Origin of the sequence: Methylobacterium sp. Leaf469, from assembly GCF_001424745.1 — a bacterium.
GTDB lineage: Bacteria > Pseudomonadota > Alphaproteobacteria > Rhizobiales > Beijerinckiaceae > Methylobacterium.
The window spans coordinates 22,800-45,012 of record NZ_LMRE01000013.1; the positions used below are offsets into that span (position 1 = coordinate 22,800).

General features: G+C 70.4%; 25 protein-coding genes. 10 read left to right on the forward strand and 15 right to left on the reverse strand.

Annotated features, from left to right (window positions below; genetic code table 11):
- Positions 1 to 75: 75 nt before the first annotated feature.
- The 4 genes from fliQ to flgB all read right to left on the reverse strand — a co-directional run bounded on the left by fliQ (position 76) and on the right by flgB (position 1,862).
- Complete coding sequence (gene fliQ / locus ASG60_RS10040) at positions 76 to 342, reverse strand: flagellar biosynthesis protein FliQ (protein ID WP_056169344.1); 267 nt, start codon at positions 340 to 342, stop codon at positions 76 to 78.
- Between the two features lie 277 nt (positions 343 to 619).
- Positions 620 to 937, reverse strand: coding sequence for a flagellar hook-basal body complex protein FliE (gene fliE, locus ASG60_RS10045; protein WP_056169341.1), 318 nt, complete (start codon positions 935 to 937; stop codon positions 620 to 622).
- 29 nt (positions 938 to 966) lie between these two features.
- A complete protein-coding gene (gene flgC / locus ASG60_RS10050) occupies positions 967 to 1,377 on the reverse strand; it encodes a flagellar basal body rod protein FlgC (protein ID WP_056169338.1) in 411 nt (136 codons plus the stop codon).
- A gap of 53 nt (positions 1,378 to 1,430) precedes the next feature.
- Positions 1,431 to 1,862, reverse strand: a complete 432-nt coding sequence (gene flgB, locus ASG60_RS10055) for a flagellar basal body rod protein FlgB (protein WP_056263887.1) — start codon at positions 1,860 to 1,862, stop codon at positions 1,431 to 1,433.
- Between the two features lie 233 nt (positions 1,863 to 2,095).
- Between flgB and ASG60_RS10060 the strand changes: the two genes are divergently transcribed.
- On the forward strand, positions 2,096 to 3,532 hold the full coding sequence (locus ASG60_RS10060) for a hypothetical protein (protein WP_056385350.1): 1,437 nt from the start codon (positions 2,096 to 2,098) through the stop codon (positions 3,530 to 3,532).
- A gap of 121 nt (positions 3,533 to 3,653) precedes the next feature.
- Positions 3,654 to 4,397, forward strand: a complete 744-nt coding sequence (gene fliP / locus ASG60_RS10065; protein ID WP_056304620.1) for a flagellar type III secretion system pore protein FliP — start codon at positions 3,654 to 3,656, stop codon at positions 4,395 to 4,397.
- A 63-nt stretch (positions 4,398 to 4,460) separates the two neighbouring features.
- Here the strand turns inward: fliP and ASG60_RS10070 are convergent, their stop codons facing one another.
- The 7 genes from ASG60_RS10070 to fliL all read right to left on the reverse strand — a co-directional run bounded on the left by ASG60_RS10070 (position 4,461) and on the right by fliL (position 12,511).
- A complete protein-coding gene (locus tag ASG60_RS10070; protein WP_056385352.1) occupies positions 4,461 to 7,820 on the reverse strand; it encodes a hypothetical protein in 3,360 nt (1,119 codons plus the stop codon).
- A gap of 121 nt (positions 7,821 to 7,941) precedes the next feature.
- The gene (locus ASG60_RS10075; protein ID WP_056169326.1) at positions 7,942 to 8,352 is read right to left on the reverse strand and encodes a hypothetical protein; all 411 of its coding nucleotides are present in this window, start codon (positions 8,350 to 8,352) and stop codon (positions 7,942 to 7,944) included.
- A 122-nt stretch (positions 8,353 to 8,474) separates the two neighbouring features.
- On the reverse strand, positions 8,475 to 9,173 hold the full coding sequence (locus tag ASG60_RS10080; protein ID WP_244476628.1) for an invasion associated locus B family protein: 699 nt from the start codon (positions 9,171 to 9,173) through the stop codon (positions 8,475 to 8,477).
- Between the two features lie 161 nt (positions 9,174 to 9,334).
- A complete protein-coding gene (locus ASG60_RS10085) occupies positions 9,335 to 10,222 on the reverse strand; it encodes a hypothetical protein (RefSeq protein WP_244474252.1) in 888 nt (295 codons plus the stop codon).
- Positions 10,219 to 10,767 carry a DUF6468 domain-containing protein gene (locus ASG60_RS10090; RefSeq protein ID WP_056169323.1) on the reverse strand — a complete coding sequence of 183 codons (549 nt, stop codon included), beginning with the start codon at positions 10,765 to 10,767 and terminating at the stop codon, positions 10,219 to 10,221. The genes ASG60_RS10085 and ASG60_RS10090 overlap by 4 nt, the downstream gene beginning before the upstream one ends.
- A 7-nt stretch (positions 10,768 to 10,774) precedes the next feature.
- Complete coding sequence (gene fliM, locus ASG60_RS10095) at positions 10,775 to 11,980, reverse strand: flagellar motor switch protein FliM (RefSeq protein WP_056169321.1); 1,206 nt, start codon at positions 11,978 to 11,980, stop codon at positions 10,775 to 10,777.
- A 36-nt stretch (positions 11,981 to 12,016) separates the two neighbouring features.
- Entirely contained in the window at positions 12,017 to 12,511 is a 495-nt protein-coding gene (fliL, locus tag ASG60_RS10100) for a flagellar basal body-associated protein FliL (RefSeq protein WP_056169319.1), read from the reverse strand.
- 273 nt (positions 12,512 to 12,784) lie between these two features.
- Between fliL and flgF the strand changes: the two genes are divergently transcribed.
- From flgF to flgH, 4 genes are read left to right on the forward strand one after another with little or no spacing between them, the layout of a single operon-like run.
- Positions 12,785 to 13,525 (forward strand): flagellar basal-body rod protein FlgF, encoded by a 741-nt coding sequence (gene flgF / locus ASG60_RS10105; protein ID WP_056169315.1) that lies wholly within the window; start codon positions 12,785 to 12,787, stop codon positions 13,523 to 13,525.
- 12 nt (positions 13,526 to 13,537) lie between these two features.
- A complete protein-coding gene (flgG, locus tag ASG60_RS10110; protein ID WP_056169314.1) occupies positions 13,538 to 14,329 on the forward strand; it encodes a flagellar basal-body rod protein FlgG in 792 nt (263 codons plus the stop codon).
- 17 nt (positions 14,330 to 14,346) lie between these two features.
- Complete coding sequence (gene flgA / locus ASG60_RS10115) at positions 14,347 to 15,399, forward strand: flagellar basal body P-ring formation chaperone FlgA (protein ID WP_056263849.1); 1,053 nt, start codon at positions 14,347 to 14,349, stop codon at positions 15,397 to 15,399.
- A gap of 35 nt (positions 15,400 to 15,434) precedes the next feature.
- A complete protein-coding gene (gene flgH / locus ASG60_RS10120; RefSeq protein WP_056169311.1) occupies positions 15,435 to 16,181 on the forward strand; it encodes a flagellar basal body L-ring protein FlgH in 747 nt (248 codons plus the stop codon).
- A 57-nt stretch (positions 16,182 to 16,238) separates the two neighbouring features.
- Here the strand turns inward: flgH and ASG60_RS23135 are convergent, their stop codons facing one another.
- The 4 genes from ASG60_RS23135 to ASG60_RS10135 all read right to left on the reverse strand — a co-directional run bounded on the left by ASG60_RS23135 (position 16,239) and on the right by ASG60_RS10135 (position 19,219).
- On the reverse strand, positions 16,239 to 16,415 hold the full coding sequence (locus ASG60_RS23135) for a hypothetical protein (RefSeq protein ID WP_200918727.1): 177 nt from the start codon (positions 16,413 to 16,415) through the stop codon (positions 16,239 to 16,241).
- Between the two features lie 208 nt (positions 16,416 to 16,623).
- Complete coding sequence (gene dksA / locus ASG60_RS10125) at positions 16,624 to 17,043, reverse strand: RNA polymerase-binding protein DksA (RefSeq protein WP_056169307.1); 420 nt, start codon at positions 17,041 to 17,043, stop codon at positions 16,624 to 16,626.
- Between the two features lie 266 nt (positions 17,044 to 17,309).
- Positions 17,310 to 18,674 (reverse strand): MBOAT family O-acyltransferase, encoded by a 1,365-nt coding sequence (locus ASG60_RS10130; protein WP_056385354.1) that lies wholly within the window; start codon positions 18,672 to 18,674, stop codon positions 17,310 to 17,312.
- A 119-nt stretch (positions 18,675 to 18,793) separates the two neighbouring features.
- Positions 18,794 to 19,219, reverse strand: a complete 426-nt coding sequence (locus ASG60_RS10135; protein ID WP_056169302.1) for a flagellar assembly protein FliX — start codon at positions 19,217 to 19,219, stop codon at positions 18,794 to 18,796.
- A 320-nt stretch (positions 19,220 to 19,539) separates the two neighbouring features.
- Here ASG60_RS10135 and ASG60_RS10140 point away from each other — a divergent pair, with 320 nt between their 5' ends.
- From ASG60_RS10140 to ASG60_RS10155, 4 genes are all read left to right on the forward strand, one after another.
- Positions 19,540 to 20,694 (forward strand): flagellar basal body P-ring protein FlgI, encoded by a 1,155-nt coding sequence (locus tag ASG60_RS10140; protein WP_056169299.1) that lies wholly within the window; start codon positions 19,540 to 19,542, stop codon positions 20,692 to 20,694.
- A gap of 37 nt (positions 20,695 to 20,731) precedes the next feature.
- The gene (locus tag ASG60_RS10145) at positions 20,732 to 21,157 is read left to right on the forward strand and encodes a rod-binding protein (protein WP_056263845.1); all 426 of its coding nucleotides are present in this window, start codon (positions 20,732 to 20,734) and stop codon (positions 21,155 to 21,157) included.
- Entirely contained in the window at positions 21,141 to 21,626 is a 486-nt protein-coding gene (locus ASG60_RS10150) for a hypothetical protein (RefSeq protein WP_056169293.1), read from the forward strand. Before ASG60_RS10145 ends, ASG60_RS10150 begins: the two co-directional genes overlap by 17 nt.
- A gap of 80 nt (positions 21,627 to 21,706) precedes the next feature.
- Positions 21,707 to 22,174 carry a BLUF domain-containing protein gene (locus ASG60_RS10155; RefSeq protein ID WP_056385356.1) on the forward strand — a complete coding sequence of 156 codons (468 nt, stop codon included), beginning with the start codon at positions 21,707 to 21,709 and terminating at the stop codon, positions 22,172 to 22,174.
- Positions 22,175 to 22,213 lie beyond the last annotated feature (39 nt).

Below are 22,213 nucleotides of genomic sequence, written 5' to 3' on the forward strand. Positions count from 1 at the left end.
TCATAGCAGGTTCGCGGCCCGTCATGGCAGGTTCGCGGCCCTTCACGGCAGGTTCGCGGCCCGTCATGGCAGGCGTCACCCCCCGGAGACGATGCGGGCGGCGATGCGGGTCATGTAGCCACCCATGGCGTCGCCCATGAAGGGCAGCATGAACAGCAGGGTGGCGAACACGGCGACGATCTTGGGCACGTAGATCAGGGTCTGTTCCTGGATCTGGGTCAGGGCCTGCAGCAGGGAGATCACGAGGCCGACCACGAGGGCGACCAGCATGGTCGGCCCCGCGACCTTCAGGAAGACGAAGATGCCGTCGCGCGCGACGTCGATGATGGCGAGGCCGGTCATGGGGGTGCTTCGTTTCGGATTCTGAGGAGCAGGTGGAAAAGTTGAACGCGTTCGACGGCTCGGGCCTTCGGAAATCTCCGGCCCCGTGTCATCCCGGGGCCTTGTCATCCCGGGGCCGCTCAGCGGAACCCGGGATCAAGAAACTCACGTTTTGCAAGGTCTTCCGCTGTCGGCGGCTCTGGGTTCCGGCTTCGCCTCCGGCGCCCCGGAAAGACGGTGCGGTTCACCTCAGATCGTCCCGCCCTCGCGCAGGGAGAAGCGGACGTGGGTCTTACCCCTAGATCTGCATCCGCATGATCTCTTCGTAGGCCGAGATCATGCGGTCGCGCACGGCGACCATGGTCTGGAGGGCGGTCTCGCTCTCGGCCACCGCCGTGACCACGTCGACGACGTTGGCCTTGCCGCCGGCCACCGCCAGGGCCTGGGTGTCGGCCCGGCGGCCGGCCTCGCCCACGGAATCCAGGGTCGAGGACAGCATCGCGCCGAAGTTCATGCCCTGCGGGCTGGCGACCGGCGCGGCCTTGGCCATCGCGCCCTTGGCGCCGATGTTCTGGACCGCGGCATAGGCTCCGGCGGCGAAGGCGTTGGTGGCCATGGAGTGTCTTTCGCGCGAGGGAGTGCGGATCAGGCTTTGAGGATCTCGAGGGTCTTGGCCATCATCCGACGGGTGGCGGTGACCATGTTGAGGTTGGCCTCGTACGAGCGCTGGGCCTCGCGCATGTCCATGTTCTCGATGAGCCCGTTGACGTTGGGCAGGCTCACGTCGCCCTTCGCGTTGGCGGCCGGATTGCCCGGATCGTGCTTGACCCGGAACGGGGCTGAGTCGCGGCGCACGCGCCCGGTCTCGACGAGGCTCGCCCCGGTCTCGCGGTCGACCTGCTGGGTGAAGGTCGGGATCTTGCGCCGATAGGGCTCGCCGCCGGGCGTGGTGGGGGCCGATTCGGCGTTGGCGATGTTCTCGGCGATGACCCGCATGCGGCTCGACTGGGCCTTGAGGCCGGAGGCCGAGGTGGTGAGGGATTTGAGGAAGTCCATGGCGCTCTACCGTCGTCGAGGGGCGTTCAGCGGGCGGAGGATCGGCGGGTCGGTCAGCGCTTGCCGATGGCGATCTTCAGGGTCTCGAGGCTCTTCTGGTACATGGACGAGGCCAGGCCGTAGCTGCCCTGGTTGTCGGCGGCCTTGATCATCTCCTCCTCGAGATTCACACCGTTTCCGCTCGGCCTGATCTCGAAGCCCCGGACCCGGCGCGGATCGGCGCCTGGCCCCTCCCCCATCCCGGCGAGGGCGATATGCGCCGGGCTCGTCACCGCGAGGCTGCCCCCCGACGCGCCCACGGGTTGGGTCATCGCCAGGGTACCGCCGCCGCCGCCGCGACCGAGATCGGGGTTCGCCAGGTCGCGCGGCTTGAACCCCGGCATGTCGGCATTGGCGACGTTCTCGGCCAGGATCTTCTGGCGGGTCTGGTGCCACTGCATCCGGGTGCGCAGCATGCCGAGGGTGGGCAGGTCGGTGACGGACACGGTGCGATCTCCAGCGACCGCGCCCGGTTGGAATTGCCGGGCGATGGGCAAAATCTGCCGTGCCCATGGTTAACGCCGCGTTAAGATCCTGCGCCGGCGGAACAGTCGGCCGCCGCATCAACAGCCTGTTAACGAAGTCTTAACGTTGTTGCCCCGGCTCGGCGCGGGCGTGATAGTGCTTCCACCAGCGTTGCGTCGGGCCGGTGGCCCCTAAAAAGCGAGAGACCCCGGTCTTGTCTTCGTTCTTCAGTTCAGACGGCTCCTCGACGATCCAGTTCGCGATCATCTTCATCGTGATCTTCGCGGTGTTGGCCGCCGTGGTGTTCGCCTTTCGCCGCCTGACCGGCCGGGGCCACGCCCTCTCGACGAAACTCGGTGCGCGGGGACGCCAGCCGCGCCTCGGCATCGTCGACATCTACGAACTCGACCGGCAGCGTCAGCTCATCCTGCTGCGGCGGGACAACGTCGAGCACCTGCTCCTCGTGGGCGGCCCCAACGACGTCGTGATCGAGCGCAACATCTCGCGCGGCGTCGGCGCGCGGCTCGGCACCGACGAGGCGGCCCGCCGGGAGCCCGAGCTGGAATCCGAGGCGGAGCCCGCCGCCTCCCTCGAGCCGCCCCGGTTCCAGCCGGCCTTCGAACCGGCGTTCGAGATGCCGGTGGTGGTGGCCCCGCCCCTGCCCGGCTCGACCACCCGCCGGGCGAGCGTCGGCCGCCCTCTCGACCTCTCCGCACCCGACACGGCGGACATCTTCGTGCCGGAGCCGCCGCGCGCGCCCGAGCCGACCCGTTCCCCAGAACCGAGTTTTGCCGCCGAGACGGCTCGCATCCGCGAACCGGCCACCGAGCCGGCGCCCCGCACCGACCCCCCCGCGTCGCGCCCGGCTCGTCGCCTGCCGCCCTCCCTCGCCAACCTCGTGCCCGGCGCGGCCAAGCGTGCCCAGGCCGCCGAGGATGCGTCCCGCCCCGATCCCGAGCCGATTCCTGAAGTTCGCCCCGAGGCGCCGGTGCCGCAGCGCAGCTTCGACGCGGCCATCCTCTCCGACATGGCCCGCCAGCTCGAACAGGCCGTGCGCCGCCCGTCTCCCGCCGCGGCGCCCCCGCGCCTGCCCGAGCCGAACCGCGAACCCGTGCCGGCGCCGCCCGCGCCGACCTTCGTGGTCGCCCCGGAGCCGGCTCCGATCCCCGCGCCCGCGCCCGTGATGATGGCGGAGCCTCGGGCGCAACCCGAGGCGGTGTTCACCCCCGTCGCCGCCGTCGCCGAACCGGCCGCCGCCCCCACCTTCGCGGAGCCCCGGCCGGCCGAGCCCGAAGCCGTCGACCCGATCGCCGCCGCCATGGCCGCGACCGCCGAGGCGCCCGAGCTCGATGCGGGGCAGGCCGACGACCTGTTCGAAGCCCCCCAACCCGCCGCCCCCGTGACCGAGCCGGACCGTTCCGGACTCGACCGTTCTGGACTCGACTTGGACCCTTCCGCGCTGCCCCCCGACGGACCGGTGGCGCCACCCCTCGCGCCGGAGGCCCCGCCGCCGGCGCCCGAGCCGGTCAAGCCCGATCCGGTCAAGCCCGCGCCGACGAAGGCCGCTCCGGCACCGAACCCGTTCTCCGTCGAGGAGATCGAGGCCGAATTCGCCCGGCTGCTCGGCCGTCCCCTCGACAAGAAGAGCTGACCGCCGGGCCCGCTTCGGCTGGCCCCGCTTCGGTCATGACACCGACAGGTTTGCGGTGGAGGACGCGACGTTCCGGGGAATCGCATCGCGCGACGCCCCGCCAGATCCCTGCGGAACCACGATGATCCGATCCAAACGCTGCGCCGTCGCGCTCGCTGCGACGGCGCTCGGCCTGACCCTGGCGGCGGGCGCGGCCACGGCACAGAGCCTCTCCGTCGATCTCGGCGCCGGCGGCGTCACCGAGCGCGCGCTGCAGCTCGTCGCCCTCATCACGGTCCTGGCGCTTGCGCCCTCGGTCCTCGTGATGGCGACCTCGTTCACCCGGATCGTGGTGGTGTTCTCGATCCTGCGCTCGGCGCTGGGCACCCAGAGCGCGCCGCCCAACGCCGTGGTCACGAGCCTCGCGCTCTTCCTCACGGCCTTCGTCATGGCCCCCGTCGGGCGGGAAGCCTACCGCACCGGGATCGAGCCCCTCATCGCCGGTCAGATCACCCAGAGCGTCGCGTTCGAGCGCGCCTCGGCGCCGTTCAAGGCGTTCATGCTGAAGAACGTCCGGGAGAAGGATCTCAAGCTGTTCCTCGACATGGCGAAGGTGCCGGTCCCGTCCGGCCCTGAGGCCATCGGCCTCGAGATCGTCACCCCGGCCTTCATGATCTCGGAACTCCGGCGGGCCTTCGAGATCGGCTTTCTCCTGTTCATCCCGTTCCTGATCATCGATCTCGTGGTGGCGTCGATCCTCATGGCGGTGGGCATGATGATGGTGCCGCCCGCCACGGTGGCCCTGCCGTTCAAGCTGATCTTCTTCGTCCTCGTCGACGGCTGGACCCTGGTGGCCGGGTCCCTGGTGCAGAGCTACGGCACCTGAAAATGCCGCGCGACGAAGAAGACTTGCCTGGCGGCTCGGCGCCGGTCAGCCCGGCGGTCCCGATCAGCCGGGCGGGGTTGCCGGTCCCTGCGCATCGGCGCGGGCCTCGCCCTCGCGCTTGCCCCGCTCGGGCACGGCGGCGTCGGGATAGCGCTTGCGGTATTCCGTGAGGAAGGATCGCAGGGTCTCGGCACTCGTGGCCTTCTGGGCGATCTCGCGGAAGCCCGCCGTGCGCACGGCATTGGGCTGGGTCAGCAGGGCGAAGGTGCGCGCGTCGATGCTGTCCGCCATCGGGTCGGCGAACTTCGCCCGCAGGCGTTCCAGGCTCAGGGTTTCGCCGGCCAGCCCGTACGCGATGGCGGCGCGTAGGACGTCGGTCCGCTCCTTGTCGTCCAGGGGGGCCCGTTGGCGCCAAGCCTCGCTCACCAGGGTCTCGTGCGCCTCGCCGGCCTCGCGCCAGCGCCGTCCGGTCCACAGGATGTCGGCCCGCAGGCGCGCCGCATCGGCCCCCGGCTCGCCCTCGATGGTCTCCAGGGCGAGGTCCGTCCGCGAAAGGTCGGACAGGGCGCGTGCCCGGAGGAGCGCGCGGGCCCGGCGCAGATCCTCCGGCAGTTCGGGCAGATAGGTCGCGTCGAGGACCTGGAGCGCGGCCAGCGGCTTCTCGTCCATGAGCCGGATGGTGGCGAGCCGCGCGGCCACCTCGGCACGGGCCGGCCCGGCGAGGCGGTGGTCCACCTGATGCTGCAGCAGGTCCCCGGCGGAGTCGAGGAGGTCGAGCTCCACCAGGCGATCCGAGAGGCGGCGCACGATCTCGTCGCCCCGCCGACCGATCGGGGCGTAGTCCTTGAAGTCGAAGTACAGCGCCAGGGCCTCGACGCCGGACAGGTTCGCGCCGCGCTCGCCCAGATAGAGCTCGTCGAAGAGGGTCAGGGCCGAATCGTGCAGGGTGCGGGCGATGGGCGACTGGCCGCGCAGGGCGTCGGCCCGTCGCGCGGCCGTGAAGGCCTGACGCCAGCGCCCGGCCTCCTTGTAGAGATTGGCGAGGGCCGCGATCGCCCGGGTCTCGATCTCGTCGCCGTGCCAGGTGAGCGACAGGGTCTCGATCCGGTCGATGGCTTCGGTGAGCGGCAGCTTGGCCGAGGCATGGCCCAGGATGGCGGCGCGCAACGCGGCATCCGCCGCGACGGGGCCGTCCCCCGCTTCCGCGAGGCGGCGGTAGCTCTCCAGGGCGACGGTGGTGCGGCCCGTGACCTCGTCGATGCGGGCGCGCAGGAGTGCGAGCCGATCGCGCAGCGGCCGCTCCGGAAAGCGCGCCCCCGCCAGGGTGATGTGGCGGCTCGCCGAGTCCCAGTCGCCCGCCTCGATGGCCGCTTCGGCGGCCGCGCTGCGCAGGAGGATCTGCAGATCGTCGGGGTACCGTTCGAGGATGCCGGCGGTCTCCCGGAACGCCCCGTCGGCCTTGGCCCACTGGCCCGCGAGGGCATCGAGGTAGCCCTGCCACAGGCGCACCTCCGGATCGGATTTCAGGCCGTCGCTCTCCAGAATGCGCCGTGCCTCGCCCGTGTGGCCCATGCGGGCGGCCGCGATGGCGATGAGAAGGGAGACATCGCGCTGGCCGGCCAGCACCGGATCCTCCGCCACCGCGACCTTGAGGACGCCGTAAGCCTCGATCGAGAGGCCGTTCGCGAGGAAACTCCTGGCCAGGGTCAGGCGCAGGGGGCCGCGGGCGACGCGGGACGCCTCCGTCACCGCTTCGAGCTGGTGGCGCAGGAGCTCCCGAACGTCACCCCGGCGCGAGGCCTCCCAGGGGCCGCGATCGACGGCGAGATCGGCGACGGCCGCCAGCGGTGCATCGGTCGCCCGCGCGACGCCCGACACGGCCAGGCCGGAATCCCGGCCGATGGAGACACCGTCGAGGTCCGGCCGGACCAGCAGATCGTCCGCCTGCGCCAGGACGGCGATGCCCTGCCGGCTCGGCAGCAACTCGAAATCGACGAAGGCCTGACGCTTCGCGATGCCGGCGGGCTTCGGACCGTGACCGGTGACGACGCCGATGCGTTCTCCGTCGAGGTCGAGCCAGGTGGCACCGCCGGGGCTGGGCAGCTTCACCCCGACGCCGAGGCGCCCGTTCGCCCCCGCATTCCGAACCGCCGACAGGGATTCGCTCGCCGCGAGATCCGTGCCCGCCACGAGCTCCCAGCCCGTCGGAGCCTCGGTGGGGCCGACCGGAACGAGGTCGAGCAGACGCTCGCGCGGGACGGGGAACCGCATGGTGACGAAACCACCCGTTCGCACGGGCGGCCCCAGGGGCGTCAGAATCGGATCGCCCGATGGAACGCTCACGGGGGCCGGCGTCTCGAACACGAGGGTGGCGATGCCCGCCCGCTCGAACAGGGCCGCGGCCGGCATCCGCTCGAAGGGGAACACCAACCCGGGGCCGGCGGGACGGATCACGGCCGCTCGCGCCACGGCGGCCGGCGGCTTTGCCGGCGCGCCTGCGACCGGCTGCACCGGAGCGGTCGCGGGCGCGCCGGAGGACGGGTTGGGCTCAACCGCCGCGGGCTTGACGTCGGCCGTGGGGTCCGCCGCGCGGGCCTCGGACGGCTTCGTCTCCCGGGCCTTGGGGATCAGATCGAGGGTGACGCCGTCGGCGTCGCGCGTATGGGTGACCTCGTACCCGTCCGCGGGAGTCACCAGCAGACGGGCGCCCGCCGTATCCCCCTCCACGGACAGGGCCGCCACCGCGGGCTTCAGACGTCCGCGCGTCGCGGTGTCGTCGATCCGCCATGCGCCGGGCAGGTCGAGGCGCGTGGCCGCGCCGTCGCGCTCGAACCGCGCCGTCGCGGATTCGGGCAGACGCAGGCTGAGGCGCATGAGGTTGGGGCGAAGGGCCAGTTCCAGGGGCAGCCGGACGGGCTCGGGCGGCTTCGGACGGGCAGCGCGCAGGGCGGCCTCGGCGGCCTGGGTCCGGGCGAACAGCTCGGCCACGATCTCGGGCGGCAGGGGGGGCGGCAGACCGGCCCAGTCGAGGGGCAGGAGATCGATGAACGTCGTCTCGCCCGCGCTCTGCACGTTGACGCGATAGGGCCGTTGCAGGGCGAGCCGCAGGCCGGCCCCGTCGGGATCCCGCCGGACCACGGACACGTAGTCCGGCATCTGCGCGGCGAGGCGTTCCGCGAAGGCGGGACTGCGCTCGGAGAAGGTGATGACGAGAACCGCCCCCGAAATCCGGGCCTTGACCGTGACGGCGGTGTCGAAGCTCAGGGCGATACGGCCGTAGCGCTCGGCCTGCGTGCCGGCAGCCGATGTCAGGCGCCCTGCATCGGCGGGTCCGCACAGGACCAGACCGGCGAGGATCGACGCCGCGGCGAGGCCGGCCAGGGGCCGACGCCGTCGAGTCGCGATACCGGCACCCAGACCCATCGCAGAATTCGCCAAACCCGAGGGGCACCCGACTCGCACCGCGAGACGGGCGCCATACGCCACACCGTCCTGGTACTCTCTCAGGCCAGGGCTAACGTGGGCTTAAAAGCCGGGCGCGGCGCTACTGTGCCGCCCGCTTGACGACGAGCCCGGGGATCGTCGTCCCGGCCGGACCGAAATTGGCCTCGGCCCGGGTGCAGTTCGCGGGCGTGTCCTTGGTGTAGACCTCGGTGTAGGTGCGCGACCGCAACAGGAGGTCGCCGGCCGAGAGGTCTTCCAGTGTCACCCCGAGGCTAGAGACCACGGTCTTGAAGCGGGCGTAGTCGGGCTGCAGGTCCGGACACGCATTCTGCACGAAGTACAGGAGCCCGGAGAGTTTGGCGGCGCTGTTGCGCTGGCGTTCGGCCTTCGTTTCCGGAGGCCTGTTCTCCGGTGCGGCGGCATCGGGTGGCGGGGCGTCCGGTGTCGTCTGGGCGAGGGCGGGCGCCGTCGCCAGGGCGGCGAACACGCAGGCGGTCAGAACGGACTTCATGGGCGTTTCCTTGTGAGTGTGACCGAGCCGATGGTCTCGTCGGGCGCGGATTTTTGTTGCGCTTGGCTCTCGGTCGGTTCGTCGGCGGTGCCGGCGCGCGCCGGATCACCACCGCATCGGTGTCAGCCCGCCAACGCGGCGGCGCGGGCCAGGGCGGGACCGAAGCCCCCGAGGGGCACGGTGATGACCACCGGTTCCTTGGCGTCCGGCCGCGTGGCCGTGACCGTCAGAGCCTTGGCCGTTTTCATCGTGTCCGTCGCGAGGGTCGGGAAGCTGACGGGGACGATGCAGCCTTCCTGACTGCAGCTCAGATAGGGCGCACCCTGTCCGAGAACCGCCTCGTCGAGCTTGAACTGGACGCCGCCCTCGATGTTGACCCCGAGCGGCATCAGAATCAGTCCGGCGGCACGGCCCTCGGCGGGCGAGCGCAGTTCGATGGCGAAGGAGCGGCGTCCATCCGTCTTCGACCCTTGGGCCTGCATCAGCGTGCAGGTCGACGGCCCGGCGCCTTCCCGGGCGCAGACGACGGTCCAGTCGCCGTAGACCTCGCTGACCGAACTCGCGCCGGCAGGCCAGACGGCCGTGGACGCCGTCGCGGCGGGCGCCGTCGTGGCGGGAGCCGGTTTGGCCGCAGGCGCGGGCTTGGCCGCCGGGGCGGGCTTCGGTTTCGGCTTGGCTTTCGGCGCCGTCACGGCGGGCGCCTCCGGCTCGCCCTCGTCCTGAGCGAAGGTCTGCGTGGTCAGGAACGGTAGGAGTGCGAGCGACAGGGACAGGCCGAAGAGCGCGGCGGTCTGCGGGCGGAACGGATAGAGCGGCGACAAGCTGGGCCTCCAGGGATGCGTCTCGAGCGTGTGCGACGCCACTCCCGCGAAAGCCCGCCCTCCGATCGACGGCGGGCGGTGCCGTATGGTGGCATCCGAGCCTGCCGCCTAACCCCGACGCCCGGCGCGCGCAACCATAAGGATGGTCTGAGACCCAAGCGTCAGCGCTTCGGTTCCACCCGGCCGGAAGGCTCGATGGCCTGCAGCTCGTTCGGGCCGAGGCCGGCGACCACCGGGGCCTGTGCCGGCGCCATGCCGCGGGCGCGGTTGGCGAGGGCGACGGTGAGTTTCTCCGCCGGCTCCGACTGCATCAGGGCGAGAACCTCCGCCATCTTGCGCGGGTTCATCGCCAGCACGATGGGGACCAGCACCTCCAGGGTGAGACGGTCGAACACCCGGGCGGCGTCCTTGGGCTTCATCGTCTCGTACATGGTGACGATGTTCTTCAGCGCCGCCTTCTCCGCCTCCGCCCGCTGGGTCGCGCCGCCCTCCGCGCTGCCTTCACCCTGTTTCAGGGCATCGATGCCGGTTTCGAGCTTACGCTCGGCCGTACCGATCAGCTGCTCGCGCAGATCGAGGGCATCGCTGCGCTGCTTGAGCGTCTCACGGCGCGTCGACAGGCGTTCGAGGATCGCGCGCTCGGATTCCGGCATCGCTTCCGGAGGCGGTGGGGGCCGGGTCGGTGCCTTCGTGGGCTCGGCGGCCGGCTTCTCCGGTTCCTTGGGCGTTACGGAGCCGGTGGTGGCCGGATCCGACGGCTCGTACCCCGTGCGTGCCTTGGAGAGAACACGGGCGAAGTCCGGCAGGGGCGCACCCGGCACCGGCTTCGCATCCTCGACCGTCAGCGCGGCGAGCTTCAGCACCAGAAGGCCGACGGCCGCGAGGGTGACGGCATCGACGAGCCGAAGCTTGATCGGGCGCGGCTGCGGAAAGCGAAGCCGCAGGCTCGGCTTCCCCGCCGAACCGGGCTTCTTGGACGATCCAGGCTGCTTGGCCGGACCGGGCTTCTTGGCTTGGCTGGGAATCCGGGTCGGCACCGGCGTCGTCATGCGGCCTTGCTCCGCAGGCGGCCGAGGGCCCGCTCCGACATGGCGAGGGCGGCGGCGGCGGCGGCGCCGAGGCGTTCACCGTTGGGGCTCGCCGGAACTTCCGCGGGCGTACGGGTCTGCGGCGGGACGATCTGCGGATGGGGCCGGACGGCCGTGTCGGCCATGGGCGGTGCCCTGAGGGTGCTCGCCTGGGTTCGACCCGCGCCGGTTTGCCCTCCCCCGGCTTGGGCGACGATGGCCGAGATCCGGCCGATGACCGCTTCGCCGGCGGCGACGTGGGTCGACAGGTCGGCGGCGTAACGCTCGGCGGTGGCGAGGCGGTCGGCCAGGGTCCGATCGCATTCGTCGAGGGTCGCCCGCAAGCCCGCGACGGCACGCTCGGCGGTGGTGCTGGCGACCATCAGTTCGCCGATGGTCTGCCGCATGCCGGCTTCGTCGGCCTTCATGCGCGCGATGCGTCGGCTGAGGCGGATACAGGACACGATGGTCGCGACGAGCAGGATGGCCACGAGAACGTCGGCCGTCAGGGTGACGAGGAGACTCATGGTGGGCTCACCCGTCGTTGCGGTTGTTCATGGAGGCTTCGAAGGCCTGGAACGTGGTGCGTGACCGGCGCAGCGGCCGGGTCAACTGCACGGCGATACTGTCGTCGACCCTGCCGATGCGGCCCTGCGTCAGGGCCCAGTCCCCGCAGCGCACGGAGATGAGGTCGGAGGGCTTGGTGTCGAACATCAGGGTGTCGCCGACCTTGAGGGACAGCACCTTCTTCAGGGGCAGCATCGTTTCGTGCAGCACCGCCTCCATGGTCGCGTCCGCCTGCCAGATCTCCGTGGCGAGATGGCTTTCCCAGACGTGGTCGCGGCCGAGCTTCTCGCCCATGAAGCTCTGCATGAGCAGTTCACGGATCGGCTCGATGGTGGCGTAGGGGAACAGGATCTGAAGCAGGCCGCCGCGCCCGTCCATGTCGAGCTTGAGGCTGATCAGGATCGCGGCGTTGGCCGGGCGGGTGATGGTGGCGAAGCGCGGGTTGGTCTCGATCCGGTCGATGGCGAAGCGCACGGGGGAGAGCGGCTGGAACGAGAGTTCGAGGTCGCTGAGGATGATCTCCACGAGGCGGCGGACGAGCTGCATCTCGATGGTGGTGAAGGGCCTGCCGTCGAGGCGCGTCGAGGTGCCGCCGCGCTTGCCGCCCAGCAGCAGGTCCATCGTCGAGTAGGCGAGGTTCGATTCGACGGTGACGAGGCCGGAATTCTCCCACGCGTCGGCCCGGAACACGCCCAGGAGCGTCGGGAGGGGGATGGCGTTGAGGTAATCGCCGAAGCGCACCGAGGTGATGTTGTCGAGGGTCACCTCGACGTTGTCTTGGAAGAAATTGCGCAGGCTCGTCGACAGCAACCGGATCATCCGGTCGAAGACGATCTCCAGCATCGGCAGGCGTTCGTACTGGACGACGCCCGAATCCACGATGGCACGCACGCCGCCGGCGCCCGAGGCCGACAGCTCGCGCAGGGAGAACCCTAGGACGCCGTCGATCTCATCTTGGTTCAGGATGCGGTCGTTGCCGGCGAGTTCGGGAAGATTGTCGGTCTCCCCGTCCTCGATCATCGTCGCCCATTCGGCGGCGACGTCGCTCGCATGCGTCGTGGTGCCCTGCTCGGCCAGCGCCGCGCCCCACTCGTCGGCCAGGGACGTATCGCCCCCGGCCTCGTTTTGGGCAATGAGGGCTGCGGCCCAGTCGTCCTCGTCGGCGTCGGCCATGGGAGTCCCGAATGCGGTGGTGGAAGGAGGCCGAAACTACTGGACGATCACGTCCTTGAAGAGCACCGCCTCGGCCCGTGCCGGATGGATCGCCACGTTGACCCGCCGCAGCAATTCCTCGCGCAGGCGGTACAGGCCGGCCGAACCGGCGAGGTCGCTCGCGCGCAACTCGCGCATGTAGACCTGGAAGGCGTCCTCGATGCGCGGCATCAGCGGCTTCACTTCCTGCTCGACCTTGGCGTCCTTGAGCTCGATGGAGATCTTGATCTTGGCAAAGCGCGCCTTGTCCTGACCGGCCTCGCTCGACAGGTTGACCATCATCTCCCGCACGTCGAGGAAGACGATCGGGGCCTTGACCTCTACCGCGGTCGCCGCGTGCGCGTCGCCGGCCTTCTTCTTCATGACGAAGACGCCGCCGCCGCCGAGGGCGAGCAGCGCCACCGCGCCGATGATGATGAGCTTCTTCTTCGAACCGGCCGGAGGCGCGCCCTCCTCACCGTCCACGGCGGCCTTTGTCGGCTTCTTCGCCATCGATCCTGCCCTGACTGGAACGCCGCCGTCCTCGAGTCCCGCGTCAACGTGAAACTCCTGGTGTCGAGATATCGGCCCGCAGGGTTAACGGGTCGTTAAGGCGGCAAAAGCTGCCGGGTCGGACTTGCCGCGAGGACGGGGGACGGCTCGACCGGCCCGGTCGGGCATATCGGACAACTCTTTGTTTTCGTTCGGCAAAAAATGGTAGCGCCGGCTGGCACGCCGCGTGCGGACTGGTTCGATCAATACCGCTCGTCGCAGTTGGATCGTGTCATGCAGAACGCAATGTTCGTGGGGGTCTCGAGCCAGGTCGCGCTTCAGCGCGAGCTGGAGGTGATCGCCAACAACATGGCCAACGTCTCGACCAACGGCTTCAAGGCCCGCAACTCGCGGTTCCAGGAATACTTGATGCCGGTGGCGAGCGCGGACTCGTTCCCGAAGCCGGATCGGCGCGTGTCCTACGTCATCGACCAGGGCACGGCCCTCGATCTCGGTCAGGGCCCCATCGAGCAGACCGGAAACCCCCTCCACGTCGCCGTCCGGGGCGAAGCCTTCCTCGTCGTGCGGACGCCGGCCGGCGACCGCTTCACCCGCAACGGCGCCTTCGAGACCGACCCCCAGGGCAACCTCGTGACCAGCGACGGCTATCCCGTGCAGGGCGATGGCGGGCCGATCCAGATCGGCCCCCAGGAAACCGGCCTCGCCATCGGCCCCGACGGAACGGTCTCGACCAACCTCGGCATCCGCGGGCGGGTGCGCCTCGTGACGTTCGCGAACCCGCAGGCGCTGACCAACGAAGGCGCGAACCTCTACGCCTCCACGGCCGCGCCGACGGCCGCAGGGCTCGCCGGCCGCGTCGAGTCGGGGGCCCTGGAGCGCTCCAACGTCAAGCCGGTCATCGAGATGACGCGGCTGATGGACGTCAACCGGACCTACTCCATGGTGTCGGGCGTGATCTCGCGCCTCGATGAACTGCGCGGCACGGCGATCCGCCGCCTCGCCGAAGTCGCCTGAGGATCAGCACACATGCGCGCGCTCTACGCTGCCGCCACCGGCATGGCGGCCCAGGAACTCAACGTCCAGGTCATCTCCAACAATATCGCCAACCTTCGGACCACCGGCTACAAGCGTCAGCAGCCGCATTTCCAGGATCTGCTGTACCAGAACCTGCGCCGGGCCGGTTCCTCGACGTCGGACCAGAACACCCAACTGCCGGCGGGCCTCGCCATCGGCTCGGGCGTGAAGACCACCTCGACGGCCCGGGTGATGTCGCAGGGCACCCTGACCTCGACGCAGAAGGACTACGACGTCGCCATCCGGGGCGAGGGCATGTTCCGCGTCACCATGCCGGACGGGCGCACCGCCTACACCCGCGACGGCTCGTTCGACCTCTCGGCGCAGGGCCAGCTCGTCACCCGCGACGGCTATCTCGTCGATCCCGGCATCACGGTGCCGAACAACGCCACCTCCGTGACCATCAGCGCCCAGGGGGCGGTGCAGGCGACGGTGCCGGGCCAGACGGCGCCGCAGGCGCTCGGGCAGTTTCAGCTGGCGCGGTTCGTCAACAAGGTCGGCCTCGAATCCATCGGCGACAACCTGTTCATCGAGACCGCGGCGTCGGGCCCGGCCATCGCGGCTGCGCCGGGCGCGGAAGGCTTCGGCAATCTCCAGCAGAGCTACCTCGAGGAAGCCAACGTCAACGCGGTGACGGAGATCTCGTCCCTGATCGCGGCGCAGCGGGCCTACGAGATGAACTCCAAGGTCGTGACCGCCGCCGACCAGATGATGTCCACCACCTCGCAGATGTTCCGCGGCTGATCGGGAGCGCCATCAAGATGTACGCCCTGAGATACGTTTCCCCGACCCTTCGGCCCCGCGTCTCGCCGGTCAATCCGGCGATGGTGGCCCGCGCCCTGTTCGCGCTCCTGGCATTCGGACTGCTCACCCTCCCGGTTCTGGCGGAGGGCCCGGCGCAGCGCCTTCGCCTGCGCGGCGACGTCACGGCGCGCGGCGACGTGCTGACGCTGGGCGATCTCGTGGAGGGGGCGAGCGCCGATCTTTCGGTGCGCCCGCTGTTCCGTGCGCCATCCCTCGGGGGGCACGGCACCATCCAGGCCCGGCGCATCGCCGAGGCCGTCGCGGCCCTCGGGCTCGGCGAGATCGAGACGGGCGGGCGCGTCCAGGTCGCGGTCCAGCGCGCCGCCCGGCGCGTCGCCCAACCGGAGATCGAGGCCGCCCTGAAGCGGTCCCTCGAGACCGCCTACGGCCTCGACGGCCGCACCGTGGCGATCCGTCTCGATGGCGACGCGCCGGTGCTGCTCGCCCCCGTCGACCTCGACGGACAGGCCTCGGCCGTCGATCTCACCTACGATCCGCGGTCCCGGCGCCTCGCCGCCCTGGTGACGCTCGGCGACCGCCAGGCTTCGCTCCGGGTCACCGGCCTCGTCATGGAGATTCGCGAGGTGGTGGTCATCGGGCGCCAGCTCAACCGGGGCGAGGCCGTCACGCCGGCAGACTTCACCGTCGAGCGGCGGCCGAAGGAGGCGGTGCCGACGGATGCCCGGACGGGCGCGGCGGACCTGCCCGGACAGGTGGCGCAGCGGGGCTTGAGCGCGGGCGCGATCCTGCGCGGCGGCGATGTCGCGCCGCCCGACCTCGTCGCACGCGGCGAAGCCGTCACCATCGTGTTCGACGCGCCTGGCCTCGCCCTGTCCCTCCGGGGCCAGGCCAACGAGAGCGGCCGCCTCGGTGCCGCGATCACCGTGACCAACCCGGTCTCCAAGAAGGTGCTGCCCGCCACCGTGATCGGGCCGGGGCGCGTTTCCGTCGGCCCGGCGCCGGCGCCGATCCAGCGCCAAGCCAACGCCGCCCTCGACGGCACCCGTTGATCCTCCCCCTTCGAATCGCCTCAGGCACGGTCCCGATGACCCACCGCGTTCGCCCCGCCCTCGCCGTCGCGCTCCTGTGCACGGGTCTGACCGCCTGCAACACCGCCGATCGGCTGTCGCAGATCGGCGCCACCCCGGCCCTGTCGGCCATCGAGGACCCGACGGCGCAGGCCGGCTACAAGCCCGTGCGGTTGCCGATGCCGGAGGTCCAGCCGGTCTCCTACGCGCCGAACTCCCTGTGGCGCACGGGATCGCGGGCGTTCTTCAAGGATCAGCGCGCCGCCCGCATCGGCGACCTCGTGACCGTGAAGGTCAACGTCACCGACCGGGCCAACCTGAACAACGAGACCAAGCGCTCGCGCTCCAACGCGGAGGGGTTCGGCCTGCCCAACGCCTTCGGCCTTGAGAAGAACCCCGCCGTGGCGGCCGCCGGCATCGCCGCCGACAAGCTCCTCGACGCGACCTCGACCACGTCGAGCGACGGCACCGGCTCGGTTCAGCGCAACGAGACCGTCACCACCAGCATCGCCGCCATCGTCACGCAGATCCTGCCGAACGGCAATCTCGTGGTGGAGGGCAAGCAGGAGATCCGCATCAACTTCGAAGTGCGCGAACTCATCATCGCCGGCGTGGTCCGCCCGGAAGACATCGAATCCGACAACACCATCGAGTCGACCAAGATCGCCCAGGCGCGCATCGCCTATGGCGGCCGCGGCCAGATCACCGACGTGCAGCAGCCGCGCTACGGCCAGCAGATCGTCGACGTGCTGCTGCCGTTCTGACGCGGTCCCGGACGGCACCGCGAGCCCTCGCCCGGGGACGATCGTCCCCGGGGAAATCTAGTGCTCCGTGCCGGGCCGGTTCGGGCGCGGCGCCTCGCCGTGGGTCTTCGTGAAGGCGGAGCGTTCCGGGTCGTTCTTCTTGGCGGCGACGCGGGCGCGCTGCCACAGGGCGACACCGATGACGATGCCGAGGGTCGCGAGGGCGAGGACGAGAATGAGAACTTCATTGTTCACGGCGTTGGCTCCCTGACGATAGTGTTATCGTGGGGAAGCCGAACCACGGTCCCAAGGTTCCGCGAACGACGCCCGGCATCCGACCAAGTCGACGCCAGTCTTCGACGCCGAGGCCACCGCCGCTCATCCGAATTGGCGCCGAACGGCGCCGGCCCGAACCGGATCGGGTTCGGCCGCGGCCTTCGTCCCGATCTTGTGCCCGGCGACCTCAATCGTCTCGGTAGACCCGCTCGCGCCGCTCGTGGCGCTCCTGGGCTTCCAGGGACAGGGTGGCGATGGGGCGGGCGTCGAGGCGCTTCAGGGAGATCGGTTCGCCGGTCTCCTCGCAATAGCCGTAGGAGCGGTCCTCGATGCGAGCAAGGGCGGCGTCGATCTTGCCCGTGAGCTTGCGCTGGCGGTCCCGGGCCCGCAGCTCGATGGCCCGGTCGGTCTCCGACGAGGCCCGGTCGGCGAGGTCTGGATGGTTCTCGTTCTCGCTCTGGAGGGCGACGAGGGTGTCCTGGGCCTCGCGCATGATGTCGGATTTCCAGCCGAGAAGCTTACGCCGGAAATATTCACGCTGCCGATCGTTCATGAACGGCTCGCTCTCACTGGGTACGTAGCCGTCCTCGAGTGTGATCTTCGCCATTCGCGCCCCTCGCAAGTCTGTCGCGGCCAGTTTGCGGCGATATTTTGCGTCGCTATAATGCAGGGATCGGTCCACGACAACGCGCCGATACCACAGGCGGGCCGGTTCGTAACAGGCATCCGCGCCCTGCGGCAAACACGCAACGGATGTATGGCGTGCCGATGCACCCGGGCCCGCTGCCCGACCGACCGGGATACCCGCGTTTCGCGGGCGCCACCCTGCGAAATTCCCCGCAGAACGGCCGACCGGCGCCGGTCCCGAAGTGCTCAGAACTGGAAGTAGATGAAGGCGTAGTTCGCGTCCTCGCCGATCCGCAGGAGCAGGGCGACGAACAGCAGGCCGAAGCCGAGCGCCGCGAACCGGGTCGGCGGCGTGCGCTGGACGACGCTCCAGGCCGTGGGGCCGAGGCAGGCGATGGCGGCGGCCGGCGCCAGGGTGCGCCACGGCAGGCCGGTGCCGAGGGGCGCGTGCCCGACGAGGCCGTCGAAGATGCGCACGGCGCTCGGGAAATCGGGCGCGCGGAACAGGACCCAGGTCGCCGCGACGAAGCCGAAGGTGAGGAGCCGGCCGAGCGGCACCGGCATGGGCAGGCCGCCACGCCGCCACAGCAGGCCAAGGGCGAGGCCGATCCCGTGCGCGAGGCCCCAGGCCACGAAGGTGAGGCCGGCGCCGTGCCAGAGGCCGCCCAGGGTCATGGTGGCGAGGAGCGCGAGAATCTGGCGGGCGAGGCCGTGCCGGTTTCCGCCGAGCGGAACGTAGAGGTAGTCGCGCAGGAAGCGCGACAGGGTCATGTGCCACCGCCGCCAGAAATCCTGCAGGGACGTCGCCCGGTAGGGCGCGTCGAAATTCTGAGGCAGGATCACGCCGAACATCAGGCCGAGGCCGAGCGCCATGTCGGTGTAGCCCGAGAAGTCGAAGTAGATCTGGAAGGTGAAGCCGAGGGTCGCCTGCCACGCCTGCGCCACCGTCACGCCGGCGCCGCCCGCCGCCAGTTCGAAGACCGGATTGACGACCTGGGCCAGGGGGTCGCCGAAATAGACCTTCTTGGCGAGGCCGATGCAGAGCAGCATCACCCCCTGTCCGAAGCGCTCCGGCGCCACCGGTCCACGCTCGGCGAACTGAGGCATCACCTCGCGCCAGCGCACGAGGGGCCCGGCCAGCACCTGCGGGAAGAACGCGATGTAGAGGGCGTAGTCGCGAAGGCCGTAGGCGGGCGCTCGGCCGGCCCGGAGGTCGGCGAGATACATGCAGTGGTGGAAGGTGAAGAACGAGATGCCGAGGGGCAGGGCGAGGCCGACGGGGGGAAGCGCGAGGCCCGGCACCCAGGCGACGAGTCCGGCGAGAAAATCGAGGTACTTGAACACCGCCAGCGCCACGAGGTTCGCCGCGATGGCGATCGGGATCAGCCCGCGCGGGCGGCCGCGGAGATACGCCCGGGCCACCAGCCAGTTGGCTCCGATGGACACGGCGATGAGCGGCACGAAGCGCGGGTCCCACCAGCCGTAGAACACGAACGAGAGCAGGAGCAGGCAGTCGGGCCGCAGGAACGGGCGCCACCGCAGCACGAGGCCGTGGAGCGCGAGGGCGACGGGCAGGAAGCCGAGCAGGAAGATCGTCGAGTTGAACAGCATGCGCGCCGGGTCACGGGTGCGACGGATCGCGACCCGTCCGCGTGTCCGGGGCCGGGAACGGCTCGGCTTGTCGGGGATCGTGGCGGGGGCGTCAATGTCGGGGCGCGTTCAGGACCGGATCAGGCCGCTTCGCGGGCCTGAAGCTTGGCCAGTTCCACCGCCGCCCGCAATTCGATGTCGGCGATGAGGCCGTCGAGGCGGGGGTCGCCGCTCTCGCCCGAGCGCTGGGCGAGGCGACCCGCGATGGCCTGGAGATCGCGGGTCGAGACCCGGCCCATGATGAGGGAGGCCTTCAGGCGGTCGAGGCCGTCGAGGAGGTCGTGGCCGCGCCGGGTCGCGCGGCGGCGGCGCTCCTCCGGCGTATCGGAATTGGTCTGGAGGGTGAGGATCGCATCGAGGCCGGCGAGGGACGAAGCTGGCGTCGCCGCGGCGCTGGTCGCTGTCGCCGGCGCCTGCCCGAGGGCGAAGGCCGGGCCCGCCTCGGTCCGGCGCGGTGCGGTGGCGCCCCCCGCGGCGGCGGCGGCGAATCGGGGGTCGATGCGCATGGGGGACGACCGTTCCGTATCCGCGCGGCCGGTTCCATCCGCTCCCTAGCCGCGCGGCGCCGGGGGACGGCCGATTCGGGCCCCCGCTCGCGCGGCCCCGGGATCGGTACGAGGCGGCAGAATCCGGCCGGATTGGTTAACCGCGGGTAAAGCCCCCGGCAGATCCTGCCGGGTCGGCACGAAGGACGGTGGCCGCGTCCGTCCCGGCGCCGGACCTCCTCAGAAAAATTCGTTCAAAAACAGGGGTTTGCCGGAACGGTCGGTTTGGCACGCTCCTGGCAGATTGGCTCCCAAGACCGCGCCCTCCATCGAAACGCACCATGCGCATTCAGATGCCCCGCTCGACGTTCCGCTTCGCCTGGCGCTCCATCGCCCGCTGCCTCCTGGCGCTGGCCTGCGCCGGGCTGACGGCGGCCCCGGACCGGGCCTTCGCCCTGTCGCGGGTGAAGGACATGGCGAGCATCGAGGGCGTGCGCCAGAACCAACTCGTGGGTTACGGAATCGTGGTCGGCCTCAACGGGACCGGCGACACCCTGAACAACATCCCGTTCACCCGGCAATCCCTGCAATCGATGCTGGAGCGCCTCGGCGTCAACACCCGCGGCGCCACCATGCGGACCCAGAATCTCGCGGCCGTGATGGTGACGGCGAGCCTTCCGCCCTTCGCCACGCAGGGCAACCGCATCGACATCACGGTGTCGTCGCTGGGCGATGCGAAGTCGCTCCAGGGCGGAACCCTGCTGGTGACGCCGCTCCTCGGCGCCGACGGCGAGGTCTACGCCCTGGCCCAGGGGTCGGTGGCCATCGCGGGCTTCTCGGCCGAGGGCGACGCCGCCAAGATCACCCGGGGCGTCCCCACCAACGGCCGGGTGCCCAACGGGGCGATGATCGAGCGCGAGATGGCGTTCAAGATGAACGACATGCGCTCCCTGCGCCTGTCCCTGCGAAACCCCGACTTCACCACCTCGAAGCGGATCGCGGCCGCCATCAACGACTTCATGGGCGCCGACACCGCCGAGCCCACGGACCCCGCCACCGTCACCCTGCAGATCCCGCCGAAGTACAACGGCAACATGATCCGCCTCGTCACCGAGATCGAGCAGCTCAAGGTCGAGCCCGACCAGACGGCGCGGGTCATCGTCGACGAGCGCTCGGGCATCATCGTCATGGGCCGCGACGTCCGGGTCTCCACCGTCGCCATCGCACAGGGCAACCTCACGGTGACCATCACCGAGCAGCCGCAGGTGAGCCAGCCCGCCCCCCTGTCCAATGGCCAGACCACGGTGGTGCCGCGCACGGGCGTGAAGGTCGATACCGGGGAGGGCAACAAGCTCGCCCTGGTCAAGGAAGGCGTGACCCTGCGCGAGCTCGTCGACGGGCTCAACGCGCTCGGCGTCGGCCCCCGCGACCTCATCTCGATCCTCCAGGCGATCAAGGCCGCCGGGGCCCTGCAGGCCGACATAGAGGTGATGTGATGCGCTCTTCCCCCTCCCCCAGCACGAGGCGTTGACCATGCTGTTCGCTCCCCTTGCCGCCACCGCCGCCATCGGCGTCGGAAAAGCCATCGTCGGCGACATCGCCAAGACCGTCACGGGCGCCACCAGGGCCGCCGCGGGCGCTTCCAAGACCGCCGCGGCGGCCAACGCTCCGGCGACCGGCGCGGCGGCGACGACCAAGAGCGCCGCCGAGGCGAAGGCCCGGAAGGCCGCCTCGGAGTTCGAGACCATGTTCCTCGAGCAGAGCCTCGACCGGCTGACCCAGTCCGACGGCACCGAGGGCCCCCTCGGCGACAACGGCACGGGCGGCGGCGTCTACCGCTCGATGCTCACCAAGGAATATGCCGGCCAGATCGTGAAGAGCGGCGGCGTCGGCATCGGCGATCAGGTGTTTCGCGAGATGATGAAGATGCAGGAGGGCGCGAATGGCTCCGTCAACTGAGGGCCCCCTGCGCATCGTCGACCGCGCCGGAGCCGGGGCCCTGGTGGCCCGCGTCATGGAGACCCTCGACGCCCTGGAGGCGGTGCTGGCCCGCGAGAGCGACCACATCCGCGTCGGGCGCCTGCACGAGGGGCTGGCCGAAACCGAGCGGAAGACCGGCCTGTCGGCGGCCTATCTGCAGGGGTTGGAGACCATCAAGGCCAACGCCATCGCGCTGACGCGCTTCGCGCCGGAGGGGATCGAGGCCCTGAAGGCGGCGCACCGGCGCTTCACCAAGGCCGTGGAGGCCAACCAGATGGTGCTGGCCACCGCCCGCTCCGTTTCGGAGGGTCTGGTGAAGTCCCTGGCCGAGGAGGTGGGCCGCGCCCGCGCGCCGACGATCTACGGCCGCCCGTCGCACGCCCCCTCCCCCTATGCCCGCGCCGGCCACGGCGGCAGCCAGCCCCTGGTGCTGTCGCGCAGCCTGTAGGAATCCGGGGTGGCGCGTCTTTACGCTCCGTTATGGCCGGCGCGTCTAGGCTCGGGACGCGACCATCACGGGCCACGATCATGCGCGCCAAACGGACGAGTCTCGTCCATCTCATCTACTTCTCCCGGCTGAACCTCGCCGCCGATGCGCCGACGCGCGCCCGGCAGCTCGGCGAGATCACCCGTCAGGCCCAGAAGAAGAACGAGTTCTCCGTCATCACCAGCTTCCTCATCGTGGAGCAGAACTTCGCCGCGCAGATCATCGAGGGCGAACGCGCCTCGGTGAACGACACCTTCAACCGCATCGGCAACGACACGCGCCACCGCGACGTGCAGATCGTCGAGTGGCGCGAGATCGTGAAGCGGGAATTCGTGAACTCGTTCTCCACGGGCGTGCGCGGACCGGCCAACGACGCCGTGTTCGTGAAGGCCAACCTCATGCCGATGTTCCAGCGCGGCACCCCGAAGGCCACGGGCATCCACGCCCTGGCCATGCAGTTGCAGAGCGAATCCATGTCGAAGCAGGGCATCGACCACCTGTTCGTCTGAACCCCATCCGGACGCCCCGTCGCCGCCCCCGGCCTTGAG